Origin of the sequence: Sporosarcina sp. P33, assembly GCF_002077155.1 — a bacterium.
GTDB lineage: Bacteria > Bacillota > Bacilli > Bacillales_A > Planococcaceae > Sporosarcina.
In genome coordinates, this window is record NZ_CP015027.1 from 3,150,821 (window position 1) to 3,167,413 (window position 16,593).

At 45.6% G+C, this 16,593-nt stretch carries 14 protein-coding genes and 1 other RNA gene; 10 read left to right on the forward strand and 5 right to left on the reverse strand.

The window, feature by feature from the left end; translation table 11 throughout:
- The first annotated feature begins 115 nt into the window (after positions 1 to 115).
- The 3 genes from SporoP33_RS15400 to gpsB all read left to right on the forward strand — a co-directional run bounded on the left by SporoP33_RS15400 (position 116) and on the right by gpsB (position 2,260).
- The gene (locus tag SporoP33_RS15400; RefSeq protein ID WP_081244582.1) at positions 116 to 337 is read left to right on the forward strand and encodes a transcriptional regulator; all 222 of its coding nucleotides are present in this window, start codon (positions 116 to 118) and stop codon (positions 335 to 337) included.
- Between the two features lie 277 nt (positions 338 to 614).
- Positions 615 to 1,886 carry a ribonuclease H-like domain-containing protein gene (locus tag SporoP33_RS15405; RefSeq protein ID WP_081244584.1) on the forward strand — a complete coding sequence of 424 codons (1,272 nt, stop codon included), beginning with the start codon at positions 615 to 617 and terminating at the stop codon, positions 1,884 to 1,886.
- A gap of 80 nt (positions 1,887 to 1,966) precedes the next feature.
- Positions 1,967 to 2,260 (forward strand): cell division regulator GpsB, encoded by a 294-nt coding sequence (gpsB, locus tag SporoP33_RS15410; protein ID WP_081244585.1) that lies wholly within the window; start codon positions 1,967 to 1,969, stop codon positions 2,258 to 2,260.
- 93 nt (positions 2,261 to 2,353) lie between these two features.
- Here gpsB and SporoP33_RS15415 read toward each other — a convergent pair whose 3' ends face one another.
- Both SporoP33_RS15415 and SporoP33_RS15420 read right to left on the reverse strand, forming a co-directional pair.
- Positions 2,354 to 3,049 carry a DNA-3-methyladenine glycosylase family protein gene (locus SporoP33_RS15415; protein WP_081244586.1) on the reverse strand — a complete coding sequence of 232 codons (696 nt, stop codon included), beginning with the start codon at positions 3,047 to 3,049 and terminating at the stop codon, positions 2,354 to 2,356.
- 45 nt (positions 3,050 to 3,094) lie between these two features.
- Positions 3,095 to 5,359, reverse strand: coding sequence for an ATP-binding cassette domain-containing protein (locus tag SporoP33_RS15420; RefSeq protein ID WP_081244588.1), 2,265 nt, complete (start codon positions 5,357 to 5,359; stop codon positions 3,095 to 3,097).
- A 663-nt stretch (positions 5,360 to 6,022) separates the two neighbouring features.
- Between SporoP33_RS15420 and rnpB the strand changes: the two genes are divergently transcribed.
- The 3 genes from rnpB (at position 6,023) to SporoP33_RS15435 (ending at position 9,627) form a co-directional block, all read left to right on the forward strand.
- Positions 6,023 to 6,398: RNase P RNA component class B (rnpB, locus tag SporoP33_RS15425), an RNA gene on the forward strand.
- A 137-nt stretch (positions 6,399 to 6,535) separates the two neighbouring features.
- A complete protein-coding gene (locus SporoP33_RS15430) occupies positions 6,536 to 7,663 on the forward strand; it encodes a THUMP domain-containing class I SAM-dependent RNA methyltransferase (protein WP_081244589.1) in 1,128 nt (375 codons plus the stop codon).
- A gap of 62 nt (positions 7,664 to 7,725) precedes the next feature.
- Entirely contained in the window at positions 7,726 to 9,627 is a 1,902-nt protein-coding gene (locus tag SporoP33_RS15435; protein WP_081244591.1) for an ATP-dependent DNA helicase, read from the forward strand.
- Between the two features lie 60 nt (positions 9,628 to 9,687).
- On the opposite strand, the gene SporoP33_RS15440 is transcribed toward SporoP33_RS15435, so the two are convergent.
- Entirely contained in the window at positions 9,688 to 10,146 is a 459-nt protein-coding gene (locus SporoP33_RS15440; protein ID WP_081244592.1) for a chemotaxis protein CheX, read from the reverse strand.
- A gap of 263 nt (positions 10,147 to 10,409) precedes the next feature.
- On the opposite strand from SporoP33_RS15440, the gene SporoP33_RS15445 reads away from it, so the two are divergent.
- The 3 genes from SporoP33_RS15445 to SporoP33_RS15455 are packed head-to-tail and all read left to right on the forward strand — an operon-like array spanning position 10,410 to position 15,421.
- Positions 10,410 to 14,003: a dynamin family protein gene (locus SporoP33_RS15445; RefSeq protein ID WP_081244594.1), complete on the forward strand. Its 3,594-nt coding sequence runs from the start codon at positions 10,410 to 10,412 to the stop codon at positions 14,001 to 14,003.
- Positions 14,000 to 14,824, forward strand: coding sequence for a sulfurtransferase (locus SporoP33_RS15450; protein ID WP_081244595.1), 825 nt, complete (start codon positions 14,000 to 14,002; stop codon positions 14,822 to 14,824). Before SporoP33_RS15445 ends, SporoP33_RS15450 begins: the two co-directional genes overlap by 4 nt.
- Positions 14,825 to 14,830: 6 nt before the next feature.
- Positions 14,831 to 15,421 carry a metallophosphoesterase family protein gene (locus SporoP33_RS15455; RefSeq protein ID WP_081244596.1) on the forward strand — a complete coding sequence of 197 codons (591 nt, stop codon included), beginning with the start codon at positions 14,831 to 14,833 and terminating at the stop codon, positions 15,419 to 15,421.
- A gap of 108 nt (positions 15,422 to 15,529) precedes the next feature.
- On the opposite strand, the gene SporoP33_RS15460 is transcribed toward SporoP33_RS15455, so the two are convergent.
- On the reverse strand, positions 15,530 to 15,931 hold the full coding sequence (locus tag SporoP33_RS15460; RefSeq protein ID WP_081244892.1) for a ribonuclease HI family protein: 402 nt from the start codon (positions 15,929 to 15,931) through the stop codon (positions 15,530 to 15,532).
- A 110-nt stretch (positions 15,932 to 16,041) separates the two neighbouring features.
- Between SporoP33_RS15460 and SporoP33_RS15465 the strand changes: the two genes are divergently transcribed.
- Positions 16,042 to 16,239 carry a zinc-finger domain-containing protein gene (locus tag SporoP33_RS15465; protein ID WP_081244598.1) on the forward strand — a complete coding sequence of 66 codons (198 nt, stop codon included), beginning with the start codon at positions 16,042 to 16,044 and terminating at the stop codon, positions 16,237 to 16,239.
- A gap of 74 nt (positions 16,240 to 16,313) precedes the next feature.
- On the opposite strand, the gene SporoP33_RS15470 is transcribed toward SporoP33_RS15465, so the two are convergent.
- Positions 16,314 to 16,526, reverse strand: coding sequence for a cold-shock protein (locus SporoP33_RS15470; protein ID WP_081244600.1), 213 nt, complete (start codon positions 16,524 to 16,526; stop codon positions 16,314 to 16,316).
- Positions 16,527 to 16,593: the final 67 nt, after the last annotated feature.

Below are 16,593 nucleotides of genomic sequence, written 5' to 3' on the forward strand. Positions count from 1 at the left end.
TTTATTCAATTACTGTACCCCTCGCTGAAAAAGAAAAAACGTTGTGAATGCCTTGTTAAACTCTTTACAACAGAACGTACATTCTTTATACTGAAACAAAGAGGGGGGAACAAATGTGCGTAAATCATTGGAGAAGGCTTTTCAGTATGGGGATGTTCTGGAAGTAATGTATTTGGCGAAGGACGGTTCGATCAGCAAACGGAAAATTCGTGTCCTCAGCGTCCATCATAAAACATTTAGTGCGTATTGTTTTCTTCGTCATTCCAAACGGACTTTCCTGATCGACAATGTATTGGCTGTTGTTCCGGTTAAAGCGAGAGAGACGGTTACGGGGTAACTGGTAGTGTATAGAAAAGCTGGTGTGATGTATCCATGCTGACGGATGCATCATTTTTTTATAAGCTGAGAAATCGTCTGATCCTTCCCGCAACGTTCATTTCACCTATGATTTGCGAAAATCATGTATAATCCATATCAGTACAATCACTTTTGAGGTGAAATGAGAATGTTGCAATATATGTATGAAAATAATTTTCTGCCGTTCTATGCGATAGAGGTTCGGCATATAGTGGATAGCCCACAAACGCAGGAACAGATAGATGAGCTGAATCGTCATGTCTTATGAGAAGAAATTAATGGCGATGAAGTCACTGGTGAAGAAGACGGCTGTAGTTCAAGAAGCGAAAGAGATCTTCACGAAACCGCCGGCGCCCCTTTATGAAAAGCGCTGGCTGACAACCGGTATGGAAAAAATCGAAAATGACTTGGGGATCGTCTATAAACGTGTCGTACATTATCCGTTGGAGATGATGCATGGAGATTTTCGGCTGGGAGATATTAAGCAGAAGCTCTTGAAGTGGTCAGAAGCTGACTATGCGCATCCTTTATCACCGGAATCAGGTAAACTGCTGTTTTTTGATACGGAGACGACAGGTCTGAAAGGTGCAGGGGCTGTTATTTTCCTGATCGGTCTATTGGAGTTGACGTCCGATGAATTTGTCATGACACAATATGTGCTGCCGAATCCCGATCACGAAGCGGCGTTCCTTTATGCGTCCGGTTTGTGGAAAGAAGGGCTCACACTCGTGACGTATAATGGAAAGAGTTTTGACTTTCCTCAGCTGCAGACACGCTGGTCGCTGCACCGGAACCAGCTGCCGCCGCTGCCTGTGCCTCATCAGATCGATCTGCTGCACGGATCACGGCGCATATGGAAAGGTCAGATGGATTCATTTAAATTGGCAGAAGTCGAAAAAATGCAGCTCGGATTTCACCGGAAAGACGATATTCCGGGTCATATGGCGCCGATCATCTATCAGGATGCGGTGAAAAATGGCCGTGCAGAAATACTGATGAAAGTCATGTGGCATAATGAATGGGATATCCTGTCGCTTGTGACGCTGTTCAGTCTGTCATCTGATATCATCATGGAGGAAGAAAGTCAGCAGAATGCACAAGTTGCAACGAATATCGCCAAATGGTTTCAAGATCTTGGTTTAACGGATCACAGCTACAAGGAATTACAGCGAATCGCGGAAACCTACGGGTCCAGCTATCCGTTAACACATTATCATTTAGGTCTTTTACTAAAGCGCAATAAGGAATATGAACGTGCGGTTCAGTCATTTGAAATTGTCTCTTTATATGGAAGCGGCAGGGAGCAGCTCCTGGCATTTGAAGAACTTGCGAAATTATATGAGCATCAGATGAAAAACTTCCAGCTGGCCTACGAGAGCATTATCAGCGCGAAAACACTGTTGGAGCAGCCAAATGACTTTACTAAACGCTTCTTCGACCGAATGACGAAATCATTGGCCAAGCGGGAAATACGGATCACCCGTAAATTATTTCCTGGGCAAGCGCAAGAAGCGACACGCGAGGAATAATGGTCTTTTGGAGTAAGACAAAGAATGACAACATATGCTATAATGACCTTATGGAATCATAGACGGAAGGACGTTTTGTCATGGAATTAAAGCTCGATACGAAAACAATCTTAGAAAAAGAATTTAAACAGGCCATTAGAGGCTATAAGCAAGAAGAAGTAGACTGGTTCCTCGATGATGTGATTCAGGACTATGAAACTTTCAAAAAGGAAGTTGCGCGCCTTCAGGAAGAGAATACTAGACTGAAAGCAGAAGTGAATTCCTCTCAGAGACGGTCCGCCACACCTGCACCTCAAACTACCAATATTGATATTATTCAGCGTATCGCTAATTTGGAAAGAGAAGTATTTGGCGATAAATTGGTTGAAGAGTAAAATTTCAAGACGACAGGAAATTTACAGCATCTATAAAGAAACCGCCGCGAAAGGTGCCAATCGCACTTTTTAGCGGCGGTTCTTTTCGTAACTTCAGAATTTCCCATGGTCTCCCGGCAATTCCATCTGTTTGGACTGCAGCACCTGATCGATCGAGTCGTAATCGCTGACAAACCCCAGGTGAATCGCTTCCCACAGATAATGAGAGACGATCGAACGATAGGGAGCCCAAAGAGGTGACTTGTCAATAAGTATTTGGCGGCGCTCTGATTGATCTGCTCCGTACAGCCATTTGGCAGCACGCTGTATACCTACATCATCTACAGCGAGTATATCTTCGCGTCCAAGCGACAGGATGAGAAACATTTCCGCTGTCCACTTACCGATTCCTTTTACACTGATTAACTGTTTCATCACAGACGCGTCATCATAGTCTGCAATATTTTCGAGGTCGAGTTCATTTGCTGTGATTTTTTCAGCCAAGTCTTTCACATATTCAGCTTTTCTGACAGTTAACCCCGCTTGCCTCAGCTCTTCATTAGAAGTATCCAGTAATCCCTTAACAGTAATACTGCCGCCAAGCAATTCAAGCAGCCGCCCGTAAATTGCGCTGGCTGCACTGACGGAGATTTGCTGTCCAATGATAGAACGGACAATCGACGAAAGATAATCCGAACGCAAAGGGATTTTGAGATCTCCCACTAGCGAAATCAGCTGTTTCATCGCTGCATCTCTTTCACATATACTTTTGACCCGCTGATCTTCTGTATGAATATAAAGCGTACTCAATTAACTCCACTCCCATCTTCAAGTCCTTTGGCATAGACCAGTCAATCAGACACTCTTTTTCAGCCATTTAGCCGTCAATGTATCTGCAGACAGCATCTCTTTTGGCGTACCTTCAAATAATATATTCCCGCCGCGTTTGCCCCCTCCAGGACCTAACTCAATTACCCAGTCGCTGGCTGCGATAAAGTCCAGGTTATGCTCGATAATAATAACCGAATTCCCTCTATTTACCAGCTTCTGGAATAAATCCAGCAGCTTTCCGTTATCGCTCATATGCAACCCTAACGACGGTTCGTCGAGCAAGTATGTTTGCCCTTCGTTTTGCAGATGGCTTGCAAGTTTGAGCCGCTGAATTTCACCGCCGCTTAATGAACTCGTGGTCTGGCCTAATGTCAGATAACCTAAACCTACTTCCTGCAGCATATCCATTCTTTTCAGGATTTTCGGCATGACAAAGTATTCAGCCGCTTCATCCACTGTCAGTTCTAAAATTTCTGCTATGTTTTTGCCTTTGTACTGATACGAAAGTGCCTCATCTGAATATCTCAACCCGCCGCATGCTTCACATACAACGGTCACAGGATCTGCAAATGCGACGTCAGGCGCAGTCACTCCTTTCCCTTTACATACCGGACAGGCGCCCAGTGAATTGAAGCTGAATAAACCGGCGGGCTGTCCCGTTTCTTTCGCAAGGATTTGCCGGATATCATCCATGATTCCCATATAGGTCGCCAGTGTGGAACGGCTGGAGATTCCAATGCGTCCTTGGCTGACTTTGATGGTGTCAGGATATTTTGCCGAAAACGCTTCAAGTAAAAGGGAACTCTTGCCTGATCCCGAAACGCCGCAGACAGATACCAGGACATTTTTAGGGATAGCAATGCTGACATCTTTTAAGTTATTGTTCACGGCTTTATTGAGTTTGAAATAATCATGGGATTTGCGCGGCTGGGGATTGATTTGCAGCTTATGATTCAGATTCGTCAGAGCGGAGGTGTGCTTCAATCCGTCAGGCTTACCCTGATAGACCACTTTACCGCCAGCTGCACCCGCGCCGGGGCCCATTTCTACTATTTCATCGGCAACTTTAATGACCGACAAATCATGTTCAATCACAATTACTGTATTATGGTTGGCTTTCAGGCTTTCCAGCATATCGATGAGCATGTCCACTTCTTCAGGATGAAGACCGGCGCTCGGCTCATCGAAAATATACGTAATATTGTTCAAGCTGCTGCCTAAGTGTCTGGCGATTTTCACCCGCTGCGCCTCACCGCCAGACAGTGTTCCCATTTTTCTTGATAAACTTAAATAGCCAAGCCCGAGGTCAATCAGCTGCTGAACATTCGGAATAGCCTGCCGAGCGATAGATTCGCCAAGCGGGTCATCTATCTTTTCTAATTCCAGAAGCAGCTCTGTCAGTTCCAGCTGATCATACTCTGCAATGTTCAAGCCGTTTATTTTACATTTCAATACTTCAGGGTTCAGGCCGGAACCGTGGCAAGTCGGACATATAGTATGTGTTGATACAGCCAGGACGTCCTCCTGTGAAGTCTGTTTAAGTTTTGTAATATCCCGGTTGATATACAGCCGCACGAATCTTGGCAACAAGCCATCCCACTCGTGATCATGCGGTCCGTCTTTAGTATGGAACGGTGCAAAGACCCGTTCACCTTCGGGAGGTCCGTAGATTAACAGATTGTACTGTTCTTCGGGATAATCTTTAATTGGGAGGTCCGGATCAAATAATCCGCCTGTCATCATCCACCTGCCCTGCCACCCTGAAGGAGACAACGGCTGAAACTTTACAGCGTACTCACGCAATGATTTGTCCAGATCAATGATTTTATGTAAATCCGGATATACAACTTCACCGAAGCCGTTGCATTCAGGGCATTTCCCAAATGAACTTTGACTGGAAAAGTCTGTGGCGGAACCAATCGGCGGAGTGCCTATCCGGGAGAATAGCAGCCGGATCAATGGGTGAATGTCCATATACGTGCCGACCGTTGAACGTGAATTGCCGCCTGCAGGTTTTTGTTCCACTACGATAACCGGACTTAAGTGCTGCATCAGATCAGCACGCGGCCTTTCATAGCGCGGCATCTGATTTCTCACATAAAGAGGATAATTCAGCGTCATCTGCCGCCTGCTTTCGGTTGCCAGCGTATCAAATACGACAGAACTCTTTCCAGACCCCGAAAGCCCGGTGAAAACCGTAATTTCCTCCTTCGGCAAGTTCAAATCTATATTTTTTAAATTATTCTCAGAAAGTCCTCTTAAAATAATCTCATCCTTAGTTCCTGACATTTCAGCATCCTCCTTCATCTGTACATATTCCATTCTGCTACATCAATTCCCTGTTTTAATAAAGTTACACTTGGAAATTAGGGGTTGTTGGGGTAGGTGAGGGGGGGAGTTGGCGGGGGTGTTGGGGTGGTGATTTGCGCTTCGGAGGGGACGCGTTCCCGAGGGCCCGCGGTGAGCCCCCTAGTCGCTATGCTCCTTTAGTGGTCTCACCTGTCGAGCTGATCCTCCGGGAGTCGCCCCTCCTACGCTCCAATCCCTAGCATCGTGATTGGATGATACTTATTAAAATCATTGAAGTTAGTGTTGTAATCTTTTGAACTGACCTTGAGCTTAACTAGGTTTAAAAACAACAATAATTAACACTATACCTCTTGTGAGTGATATACATCCATCCACTTTCTGCGTAGGATTGAAGCGGAAGCTGGGGCGACTCCGGGAGGATCAGCGTGCGTCTTGAGACCCCGCAGGAAGCGAAGCGGACGAGGAGGCTCAAGCCACGCCCTCCGGAAAGCGTCCCCAGCTGGAGCTTCAATCCCAAACACGACACCAATTCACTCACCCACGGGTAAAGATTTTGCACTTGATTTTATTTCTAAACGCTTTCCCAATCGAATCCATTGTGTAAATCTTAGTTCTGGTGTATACTCAGGAGTGCCATAGAGAGTATTCAGGTAATCGCTGCAGCTTCTGCTGTAGAGGAAAGTCCATGCTCACACGGATCTGAGATGACCGTAGTGTTCGTGCTCGGTGAAAAAATAAGCCGGGGCAATGCTTTTGCATTGATGGCGGGAATAACTCCTAAGTCTTCGGATATGGACCAGATTCCCTGAAAGTGCCACAGTGACGTAGCCGGCATGGAAACATGTCGGGTGGAACGGGTAAACCCCACGAGTGAGAAACCCAAATTATGGTAGGGGCGTTCTTCCGAAAGAATTCAATGGAGGAAGGAACAGACAATTGTCTGTAGATAGATGATTACCGCTTCAAGTACGAGGCGCAAGCCGTTTGAGTACCGAAGAACAAAACATGGCTTACAGAATATTCTATGGCATTTACCTTACAATTAGCTCTCCTACAGTTTTGGGAGAGTTTTTCTTTTGTATATAAGCAAAATAGTACATAAACCTTTCCAATCGAGTGGAAACGGCTGAACAGAAGCAAAGGGAGTGCTGAAACATGAGTGAATACAAATTAATGGCAACCGCCGCAATGGGACTTGAATCGATTGTTGCATCTGAAATAAAAGATCTGGGCTATGAATGCCAGACAGAGAACGGTAAAGTTTATTTTCAAGGCAATGAAGAAACGATCGCAAGAGCTAATATGTGGCTGCGTGTAGGCGACAGAGTCCGCATTATCGTCGGTGAATTTAAAGCATATACATTCGATGAACTGTTTGAACGCACAAAGGCATTGCCTTGGGAAGAGTTTTTGCCTGCGGATGCGGCATTTCCGGTAGCAGGTAAATCTGTCAAATCCAAATTATTCAGTGTTCCCGACTGTCAGGCTATCGTGAAGAAAGCAATTGTTGAACGGCTGAAAACCGCATATAACAGAACCGGCTTTCTGGAAGAGTCAGGTCCGCTGTTTAAATTGGAAGTATCCATATTAAAAGACAAAGTGACACTGACGATTAATTCCAGCGGACAGGGCCTGCATAAACGCGGCTATCGCTTGGGTCAAGGGGATGCGCCGCTGAAAGAAACGATGGCGGCTGCGCTGGTCAAGCTGTCCAGATGGAGCCCAAACCGTCCGTTTGTCGATCCATTCTGCGGTTCCGGCACCATTGCAATTGAAGCTGCGATGATCGGGCAAAATCTTGCACCCGGCTACAATCGTTCATTTCTTAGTGAAGAATGGCCGTGGATGAATGCACAAGTCTGGGACCGTGTCCGTGAAGAAGTGGAAGATGTCGCGAAGTACGATCTGGAACTGGATATCCGCGGCTATGATGTAGATTATAATATTATTTCTATTGCACAGCGGAACGCGTTGGAAGCCGGTTTTACGGATATCATTTCATTCGAGCAGCAAGATGTGCGTGATCTGAAAATTGAAGGCCACAACGGCGTACTGATTGCCAACCCGCCTTATGGCGAGAGACTTGGTGAAGTGGAAGAAGCAGAAGAAATTGCCGGGGTTCTTGGGAAAATCATGGAACAGCATCCGTCATGGTCGGTGTATATTTTATCTTCCCTGGAAAACTATGAAGAAATGTACGGTAAGCGCGCAACGAAGAAGCGTAAACTGTTTAACGGCTTTATTCGCACTGATTTGTATCAGTTCTGGGGACAGCGTTCATAATTTAAAGAGCAGGAAGAGGAGAAGACCCCTCTTCCTTTCGCATGCATTCAGGAGGGGACACTATGAATACGAAAATTCCATTTGAATTGGATAAAGGGCAGACATTTTTTGAATCGCTGAATGACTGGCTCGGCGATACATTATATGACGATTTGACGGAAAAAGGATTCGAATGCCGGGATGAGCAAATTTACATGGCATTTCAAATAGAACAGGCGTTGAAAGAAAAGAATGTGCTGCTGGCGGAAGCAGGCGTTGGTACAGGGAAAACGATTGCTTATTTATTGCCCGCAATTGCTTACGCACGTTATACAGGAAAACCGGCAGTCATTTCCTGTGCGGATGAAACGCTGATTGATCAGTTGATAAAAGAAGAGGGCGATATTGAAAAGCTGAGTCAGGCCCTGAATATGACGGTGGACGTGCGCCTGGCAAAAGCGCGTAACCAGTATATTTGCCTGAAGCGTCTGGAAGAAACCAGCATGAAGACCAATGAAGATTTCGTCGATTTGGTCGAAGATGAGCTGCCGGAATTTGTCCATGCGGAACGCTCGCTGCAGTCGGTGTATCCTTACGGAGTGCGTTCGGATTATCCGTATCTCGCGGATCATGAATGGGATATGATTAACTATCACCCCATCCAGCAATGTGCGGCATGTGATATCCGTAACCGCTGCGGTCAGACGATTCATCGCAATCATTACCGTGAAGCGGCTGATTTGATTATTTGTTCACATGATTTTTATATGGAACATTTATGGACGAAAGAATCCCGCGTCAGACAGGGACAGCTGCCTCTATTGCCGGAAGTGTCAATGGTAGTATTTGATGAAGGCCATTTGCTCGAGTACTCTGCTCAGCGCGCATTGACTTATGAAGTGCAGGAACAGACTATTATCCAGCTGCTCGAACGAATTATGGTCGACGGCATCCGTGAGAAATCACTGCAGCTGATGGAACAGTTGCTTGAAACGCATGAAATGTTCTTTAATCAGCTGAAAAGTAATGCCACACAGCATGATAATGAACGTTTGACGATCGAAAAGAATGCAGAAATGATGAAGCTGGCCGAAACAGCAGTAGCTTTGTCCAATGAACTTCTTGAAGAATTTGTATTTGAAGGCGAATTGTATGTAATTCCAGAATATGATTTGAAAATTGTCGAAGAATACCTGGAGCAATATATATATTCAATGGAACTGTTTGCCGGCGATAACGACGCGGTGGACTGGCTGGAAAACCGCCGGGAAGAAAGTACATTGCTCATTATGCCAAGATTAGTGACGTCGATTCTGAAAGAGAAATTGTTTACTGGCACGATGCCGATTATTTTCTCTTCTGCAACATTATCTGTTGAGAAATCATTTGATTATTTGGCATACAGTCTGGGCATTGTTGATTACCAGTCGTTTTCTATCGCCTCACCTTTTGATTATGAAAATGTCATGAAAATTCATCTGGAGCAAGGGTCAGCGGAAGAAAATATCAGCCGGCTCTCGGATCTGCTCGAAGATGAGGAACAGACATTAGTGCTGTTTGGCTCCAAGCAGTCAATGATGGACGCCTATGAGCAGCTGCCTTTAGAGCAAAGTGTGATGGTAACTTATGAAGGAGAGCGCTCCCTGTCTTCGCTTGTGAAAGATTTCCAGCAGCGTAAAGTCAATGTATTCTTCTCGTACCATCTGTGGGAAGGCCTCGACTTGCCGAACGAGGCGCTGACACGTGTCATTATCTTTGATCTGCCGTTCCCTCCGCACGACCCGCTGTTTGAAGCGCGCAGAGAATTTGCGGAAGATCCGTTTGACGAAGTGGACTTGCCGTTTATGCTGTTGCGTCTGCGGCAAGGAATCGGCCGGCTGATCCGGACGAGCGATGACTTCGGTTCGATTCATTTATTTATGAAACCTGAGAATAAAGAATTGCTTCCGGTCATCGAACGCGTGCTGCCTGTGCCGTTCTCGTGATGACTGTCTAAAAAGCGCAAGGATGTCGATATTCCGACGTCCTTGCGCTTTATTGGTGTTTTATCGTTCTTCATCGATGGTCAGCAATAAATTCAGTACATCTTCATTTTCAAATTTCACAGGGATTTTAAACGCTTGTTTGAATCCGTAAAATTTTGTTTGGCCGGTCAATACAGTCGGCGGGGAAATATCAAGTGTCAGATTTTCTTTTTCCAATACGGTACAAAGATTTCCGGCAATCATATTTCCCAGCTCTCCAGTGAATGATTCAGCCATCTCGCCTTCAATTTGCATACCGAACATCGCCTGGCCGATTTCACTGATAATGGAATTCGTCGGCTCTACGATCAGCCGGCCTTTCATATCGCCGATAAGGCCAATTAACACACTAATTTCACGCTGTTCATATGGCTGCTGAATCAGGGCTGGCGAGAGCACTTGGAATTTGAGCGGGACTACTGTCGTAAGGGAGGAAATCGTCGCGTTTAATACCTTTTGTACATTGGCTGCTTTGTCCATCTAAAGGAACATCCTCTCACAATTACATTTATAGTCCAATTATATCACCAAACATAACTAAAAGACTACTAGTATTTTAACTTTATAACTATAAGACTGCTGCTGACAGATGATCCTGCTGTGTAACTTACACGTAAACGGGGACGCTGCTGCAGGGCCGGAACGCACTTTCCGCACGAATCACAGGAATTATCATGTAACTATCTATTTTTTCACTCATTAATGGTATGATGGGGTGAGTTAAAATTGAAAGGACGAAGATTATGTCTACAAACCATGAATTTTTACAGCAATCTGCTACATATGGCCAAATTTTTTCCAACAACGAAGATGATGAGCGTAAAGCCAAAACGGCATTACTTGCCAATAAAATAATAGAGAAAGAATATACGATTGCCTTTGCGGGACACTTTTCAGCGGGGAAATCCTCTACGATCAATGCATTGACGGGTGATGATTTGCTGCCGTCGAGCCCTATTCCGACAAGTGCAAATATCGTCAAGGTACATAAAGCGGATGAAGATTACGCAATCATTCACCGTGTTGACGGAAGTGCTGTGAAATTTAGCGGACACGGCTTCTCTGAAGGTGTGAAAGCCTTCAGTAAGGACGGTGCGGAAGTATCATTGGTCGAAATCGGCCATACGGAATCCAATCTTCCTGAAGGAATTACTGTTATGGACACGCCTGGCGTCGATTCCACAGATGATGCACACAGGCTATCAACTGAATCTTCATTGCACTTGGCTGATCTGGTGTTTTATACGATGGATTATAACCACGTTCAATCCGAAATGAATTTCCGGTTCACTAAAGAATTGATGCGCTATAACAGCAACGTCTATCTGATCATTAATCAGATCGATAAACACCGTGACAGTGAACTGTCATTCGATGACTTTAAAAAGTCCGTTGAAGATTCATTCAAATTATGGGGAGTAGAGCCGAAAGGGATTTTTTACACTTCATTGAAACAGCTTGATCATCCGCATAATGATTTTGAGAAAGTAAAAGCAATCGTCGACGGTTCCATTGAACACCGGGAAGAAAACTTTGAACAAAATATCGGGCAGTCTTTATTGAAATTGAAAGATGAGCATATGGCATTCCTTCAGCAGCAAGTGGATGATGTCAAAGAAAATTATTCAGAGATCCTCAGCGAGTCCGAATGGGAACAGTACGAAGAATTGAGCCAGGATTTGAAAGACGCGAAAAAACGTCTGGAATTAGTGTCTGGTGATGAATTCTACGTGAATTTTGAAAAAGAACGCAATGAATTATTAGAGAATGCGGGACTTGCGCCGTTTGAGACAAGAGAATTACTGAAAAGCCACTTGGAAGCAAAGTCACCGAAATTCAAAGTCGGCTTACTGTTCGGTGCGAAGAAGACAGCAGAAGAACGCGAAAAACGCCGTCAAAAGCTGGATGATAATATTTCGGGTCTCGCGCATACGCAAATCGAAATTTATATGAAGACTTTGATGAAGAAATCATTGAAAGAAGCAGGGATTTTAACAGATGAGCGGTCTCTTGCAATCGATGCGATGGATTTGTCGCTGCCGTTTGATGAAGTGGACGAGCAGCTGCTGGTGCAGGAAGTCATTACGGGTGAAACTATCCTGAACTATGCGGAGCAGATGAAACGTGCGATTCATTTAGTTTATAAGAGAAAAACAGATAAATGGAAGCAGGAAATGTCGGTCATCGCAAAAGAAGCAGGCGGTGAGCAGTCAGGACCTCTTGCAGAAACCATTGAAATACTGCAGGAGAAAGTGGACGCATTGAATGAAATAAATAAATGGAAGAAGCGCATGGAATGGGTGGACAAAGAAATCGCCAATCCGTCCGCCCCTACACGCATGGGCCGCGATCAGCTGGTTGCCCAGTGGGAAAAGCCGAAACAAATCGAGACCATCGATTTTGTGGCAAAAGTCGAAGAACAAAAGGTAGCCGCAGAAGAAACGGCGGAAGAAGTGCCGGAAGAACGTCAGCTTGTCGATTCGGAAAAAGCGATCGCGCATGCACAGCATATTGCAGAATCTGTTCAGACGATCCCTGGGTTCGCAGAAACGGCTCAATATTTGATGACGAAAGCGGCACGTCTGCAGGGACAGGAATTCACAGTCGCATTATTTGGCGCATTCAGTGCCGGCAAATCATCATTTTCAAATGCCTTAATTGGTGAAAAAGTACTGCCGGTATCTCCAAATCCGACAACGGCGGCGATTAACCGGATCCGTCCTGTAAGTGAAGCGCATCTGCATAATACGGCAGACATTCATTTGAAGGATGAAGCGACGATGACTGAAGACGTGGCATTGTCATTCAGCGCACTTGGCATCGAAGTTTCTTCACTTGAAGATGCATTCAATAAGACAGACGCAGCGATGAAGCAGCCGCTTGAAGATGAGAATTTGCATATTCATAAATCCTTTATCAGTGCGTTCCAAAGAGGCTATCCGCTGTATACCCCTGCACTGGGTACGACGCTGACGGTAGAGCGTGACGAGTTCACGAAATTCGTGGCACAGGAAGAACGCAGCTGTTTCGTAGATTCTATCGATTTCTTCTATGACTGCCCGCTGACTCGTCACGGCATCACGCTGGTAGATACACCGGGGGCAGATTCCATCAACGCACGTCATACAGATGTAGCGTTTGAATATATTCGTAACGCAGATGCGATTTTGTTTGTCACATATTATAATCACGCATTCGCACGTGCAGACCGTGAATTCCTTATTCAGCTGGGCCGGGTCAAGGACGCATTTGAACTCGACAAGATGTTCTTTATCGTCAACGCAATCGACCTTGCTTCCAATGAAGAAGAAGGCGAAGAAGTGAAAGGTTTCGTCGCCAATGAATTACAGAAATTCGGAATCCGCAATCCGCGTGTGCATGGCATTTCTAGCCTGCAGGCGCTTGAAGGAAAGCTTGCGCAGCAGCCGAACCCGCTGATGGCCGATTTTGAAGAGAAATTCTATGCGTTCCTTGAGCATGATCTGCGTGCGCAGGTTGTGCAGGCGCTTGAAGAAGAAACGGTGAAAACAATTGACCGGCTTGCTTCATTAATTGACAGAACCATACAGAACAGGTCTCGAAAAGCGGAAAGACTGGAAGAGCTGGCAATTGCCGAAGCGGCAATTAAGCAGCGTTTTGAAAAGAGTGCGAGTGAAATTCTAGTGAAAGCGACACATGATGAATTAAGTGAACTCGTATACTATATTTTACAGCGTGTGTTCTTGCGTTTCGGAGATTTCTTTAAAGAAGGATACAGCCCGTCGACATTTGCGAAAAATTCATCCGAAAAAGCTTTGAAAATCGCATTGGCGGAAACTGTGAATATGGTCGGCTTTGATTTGACGCAGGAATTGAAAGTAACCAATTTGCGTATTCTTCACTACATGAAGAAGCAATTACTGGAACGCCAGCGCACGGAAGTCCGTGCACTGTCCGATATGGATCAATCCATCGTGCCGTCTCCATATGAACCGAATGACAAAGATATGCTGTCATTTGACATCCCGTATGAAGATCCTATGGTCTACAGTGCAGTCAATAAATCGTTCAAAAATCAAAAAGCATTCTTTGAACGCGGCGATCGGGATATTCTGAAAGCAAAACTGGAAGAAAAGTTAAAAGGCGATGCGTCCAGTTATCTTGGCGATCAGAAAGAACGTATTGAGAAGTGGGCAGATTTGTGGATTAATGACGAGGCGGAAGCATTGCGTGTTCATCTATTGCAGGAAAGTCTGGTGCAGATCGAATCGGAGCGGACATTGCTCGACGGTTCGGAGCAGCTGGAACAATGGCAGAATATCTATGAAACAATCCGACAAGAGGAGATGGTTCAATGACACAAGTATTTGTATCTGCTCATGATGTAAATACGGCAGACGTGAAATGGATCGATGCACGCTTTTCATTGCAGGATGAAAAAAGCGGCAAACTCGCCTATCAGCAAGAACATCTGAAAGGTGCAGTTCACTGGGATTTGGAAGAGGATTTATCGGGTGCGTCTCGTACTGGCGGCCGTCATCCTCTGCCGTCAAAAGAACAGCTGACGGAATTATTCCGCACGAGCGGCTTGGAACTTACCGATGCCATTCTTATTTATGACGACGGCGGCAGCCCGTTTGCAACACGCGCATGGTGGATGCTGCAATATGCCGGATTCACAGATGTTCATGTAGTAACCGAAGGCTATCGCGAGTTGCGCGGAATGTTTGACGTAACTGCTGAACCGGCTGTGCCTGCAAAATCAGCAGTCGAACCGAACTGGCAGGAGCAGCTGTATGCCGACCGCCATGAAGTTGAAGAAGTGGCGGCGGGCAATCGTTTGTCCGTGCTTGTGGACGCGCGTTCTGAAGTCCGCTATCGCGGGGAAAAAGAACCGCTCTATCATAAAGCGGGTCATATCCCGACTGCCCGCAACTTTGACTGGGAGCAGCTGAAACAGGGCGGACAGTTTGATGTAGAAAAAGTGAAAGAACAGCTGATGCAAACCGCGGCACCCGAAGATGACATTATCGTCTACTGCGGCAGCGGTGTAACAGCTTCTCCTTTATTCGCAGCACTGACGGAACTGGATTATCCTAATGTGAAATTATACGTCGGAAGTTTCAGCGACTGGATTTCTCAGGACGATGCGCCGATTGAAACTGCAATAAGGGGCTGATTCACGATGCAATTTGCGCTGCTGGGTGACATTCACTCGTCAAAAGAAGATCTGCAGGCGGTGCTGGAGCAGGTTTCCAAGGAAGCTCCGCAGGCAAGAATTATCGGCACCGGGGACATCTATGAGTGCACAGTCAGTAAAAAAGACCTTCATGGCCAAATTTATCGTTCTGTAGAAGAAGTAATCAACCATCCGGCAGGGTTTGATGAGCTGCTGACATTTCCGTCAATTTACGGAAATCAGGAAGAGCGCATTTTGCTGCTGACAGAGCGGCAGGAACCGGTCAGAGATTTTCTCAATGATCTGCCTGAAATGCTGAATGCGGACGATGCAGTAATCATTCACGGTCATCAGTGGCCTCATAAGCAGGGAGAAGCGTGGCTGACCGAACATCTGCCGCAAGCACACCTTGTCTTCCATGGCCATACGCATCATTCAGGGCTAACACAGGACGGACAGACCGTGCCGTTTACATGGGGCAGAGAGCAGACTGTAGCGGATAAGAGAAGCATTATTAACGTGGGTGCTGTGGTTTTGTCCAGAGAATGGGTGTTATATGATTCTGTAACCCAGACAGTAATATTTATGAAAGCATAGAAAGGCTGAGGAATTTATTTTCCTCAGCCTTTTCGCGCGATGAAATGGAGAAACCGGAAATAGAATTATAGAGAGGTTGTCCTTTGCATGCATCCATCGGCTTTTCGGTCAGCCCTTCTGCTTCTTCTGCGCTAAAATAGCCTGCCTTGCAAGTGAATCCGCCGTTTTGTTCGTACTGTCCGCTATCCATTTAATAAAGAAAAAGTCAAACGTCGCCGCGAGCTTTAATGCGCGCTTCAAATAGGGGGCATATTGCTCGTTTTTTACAAACTCTTTTTCCATCGACTGCACGACAACTGTTGAATCCGAACGCATGGACACCATTCCGGCCGTCAGCTTCGCGGCTTCCTCCAAGCCGCGCACAAGCGCCTGAAACTCTGCATGATGATTATTCGTCGGCTCAATCGGTTCACTGATCCGCACATCTTGTCCTTCGCCTTTAATATGGATGCCAATTCCGCTCAGTCCTGGGTTTCCCGCACTGGCGCCGTCTATATACACTTCCAACATAATTCGCGTCGCTCCTGTCTGGTAATGAATTGTAAAACTTCCCGTAATGACTTGCATCATTTCTTCAGCCCGCCTAAAATAGAAGGAAGAAAGGTGGGAGTTCTTTTCTAATGAATAAAGTACTTGTCATGAAAGAAATTAATCAATTGCTCGATATATATTGTGAAGGCTGCTACGTAAAAAAACAACTGACAAAAGAACGCGGAAAAACGGGCGCTCACCAATTTTGTATTTCCGATTGTACCATAGGAGATCAGCTGCAATTCCTCGGAAGAGAAATCAATAAAATTAGTACGGCACCGAAATAGACAGTAAAAAAGCATCCCGCTGCTGCGTGGATGCTTTGTTTATATTTTTTATTCGACTTCATGCCAAGATGAAGTTACGCTTCATCATCGAGTGCTGATACATTTGCCGCCTGTGGACCGCGATTTCCTTCAATTACTTCAAAAGAAACAGTTTGGCCTTCAGCCAGTGTTTTAAATCCATCTGTAGCAATTCCTGTGAAATGTACAAATACGTCTTCACCGTCATCTGCTTCGATAAATCCATACCCTTTGTCACTGCTGAACCACTTCACTTTACCTTGGTGCATATCATTTCCTCCTCGGCAATTAGAAATCCAAATCCACCCGTAACGCGCGAGCATGCGCAATGGCAAC

Excerpts from the sequence above, each read along its gene's own strand:
- SporoP33_RS15420 (WP_081244588.1), bottom strand. The coding sequence starts at position 5,359 with ATGTCAGGAACTAAGGATGAGATTATTTTAAGAGGACTTTCTGAGAAT.
- SporoP33_RS15450 (WP_081244595.1), top strand. The coding sequence starts at position 14,000 with ATGACACAAGTATTTGTATCTGCTCATGATGTAAATACGGCAGACGTG.
- SporoP33_RS15455 (WP_081244596.1), top strand. The coding sequence starts at position 14,831 with ATGCAATTTGCGCTGCTGGGTGACATTCACTCGTCAAAAGAAGATCTG.
- SporoP33_RS15470 (WP_081244600.1), bottom strand. The coding sequence starts at position 16,526 with ATGCACCAAGGTAAAGTGAAGTGGTTCAGCAGTGACAAAGGGTATGGA.
- SporoP33_RS15465 (WP_081244598.1), top strand. The coding sequence starts at position 16,042 with ATGAATAAAGTACTTGTCATGAAAGAAATTAATCAATTGCTCGATATA.
- SporoP33_RS15460 (WP_081244892.1), bottom strand. The coding sequence starts at position 15,931 with ATGTTGGAAGTGTATATAGACGGCGCCAGTGCGGGAAACCCAGGACTG.
- SporoP33_RS15405 (WP_081244584.1), top strand. The coding sequence starts at position 615 with ATGTCTTATGAGAAGAAATTAATGGCGATGAAGTCACTGGTGAAGAAG.
- SporoP33_RS15435 (WP_081244591.1), top strand. The coding sequence starts at position 7,726 with ATGAATACGAAAATTCCATTTGAATTGGATAAAGGGCAGACATTTTTT.
- SporoP33_RS15445 (WP_081244594.1), top strand. The coding sequence starts at position 10,410 with ATGTCTACAAACCATGAATTTTTACAGCAATCTGCTACATATGGCCAA.
- SporoP33_RS15430 (WP_081244589.1), top strand. The coding sequence starts at position 6,536 with ATGAGTGAATACAAATTAATGGCAACCGCCGCAATGGGACTTGAATCG.
- SporoP33_RS15440 (WP_081244592.1), bottom strand. The coding sequence starts at position 10,146 with ATGGACAAAGCAGCCAATGTACAAAAGGTATTAAACGCGACGATTTCC.
- gpsB (WP_081244585.1), top strand. The coding sequence starts at position 1,967 with ATGGAATTAAAGCTCGATACGAAAACAATCTTAGAAAAAGAATTTAAA.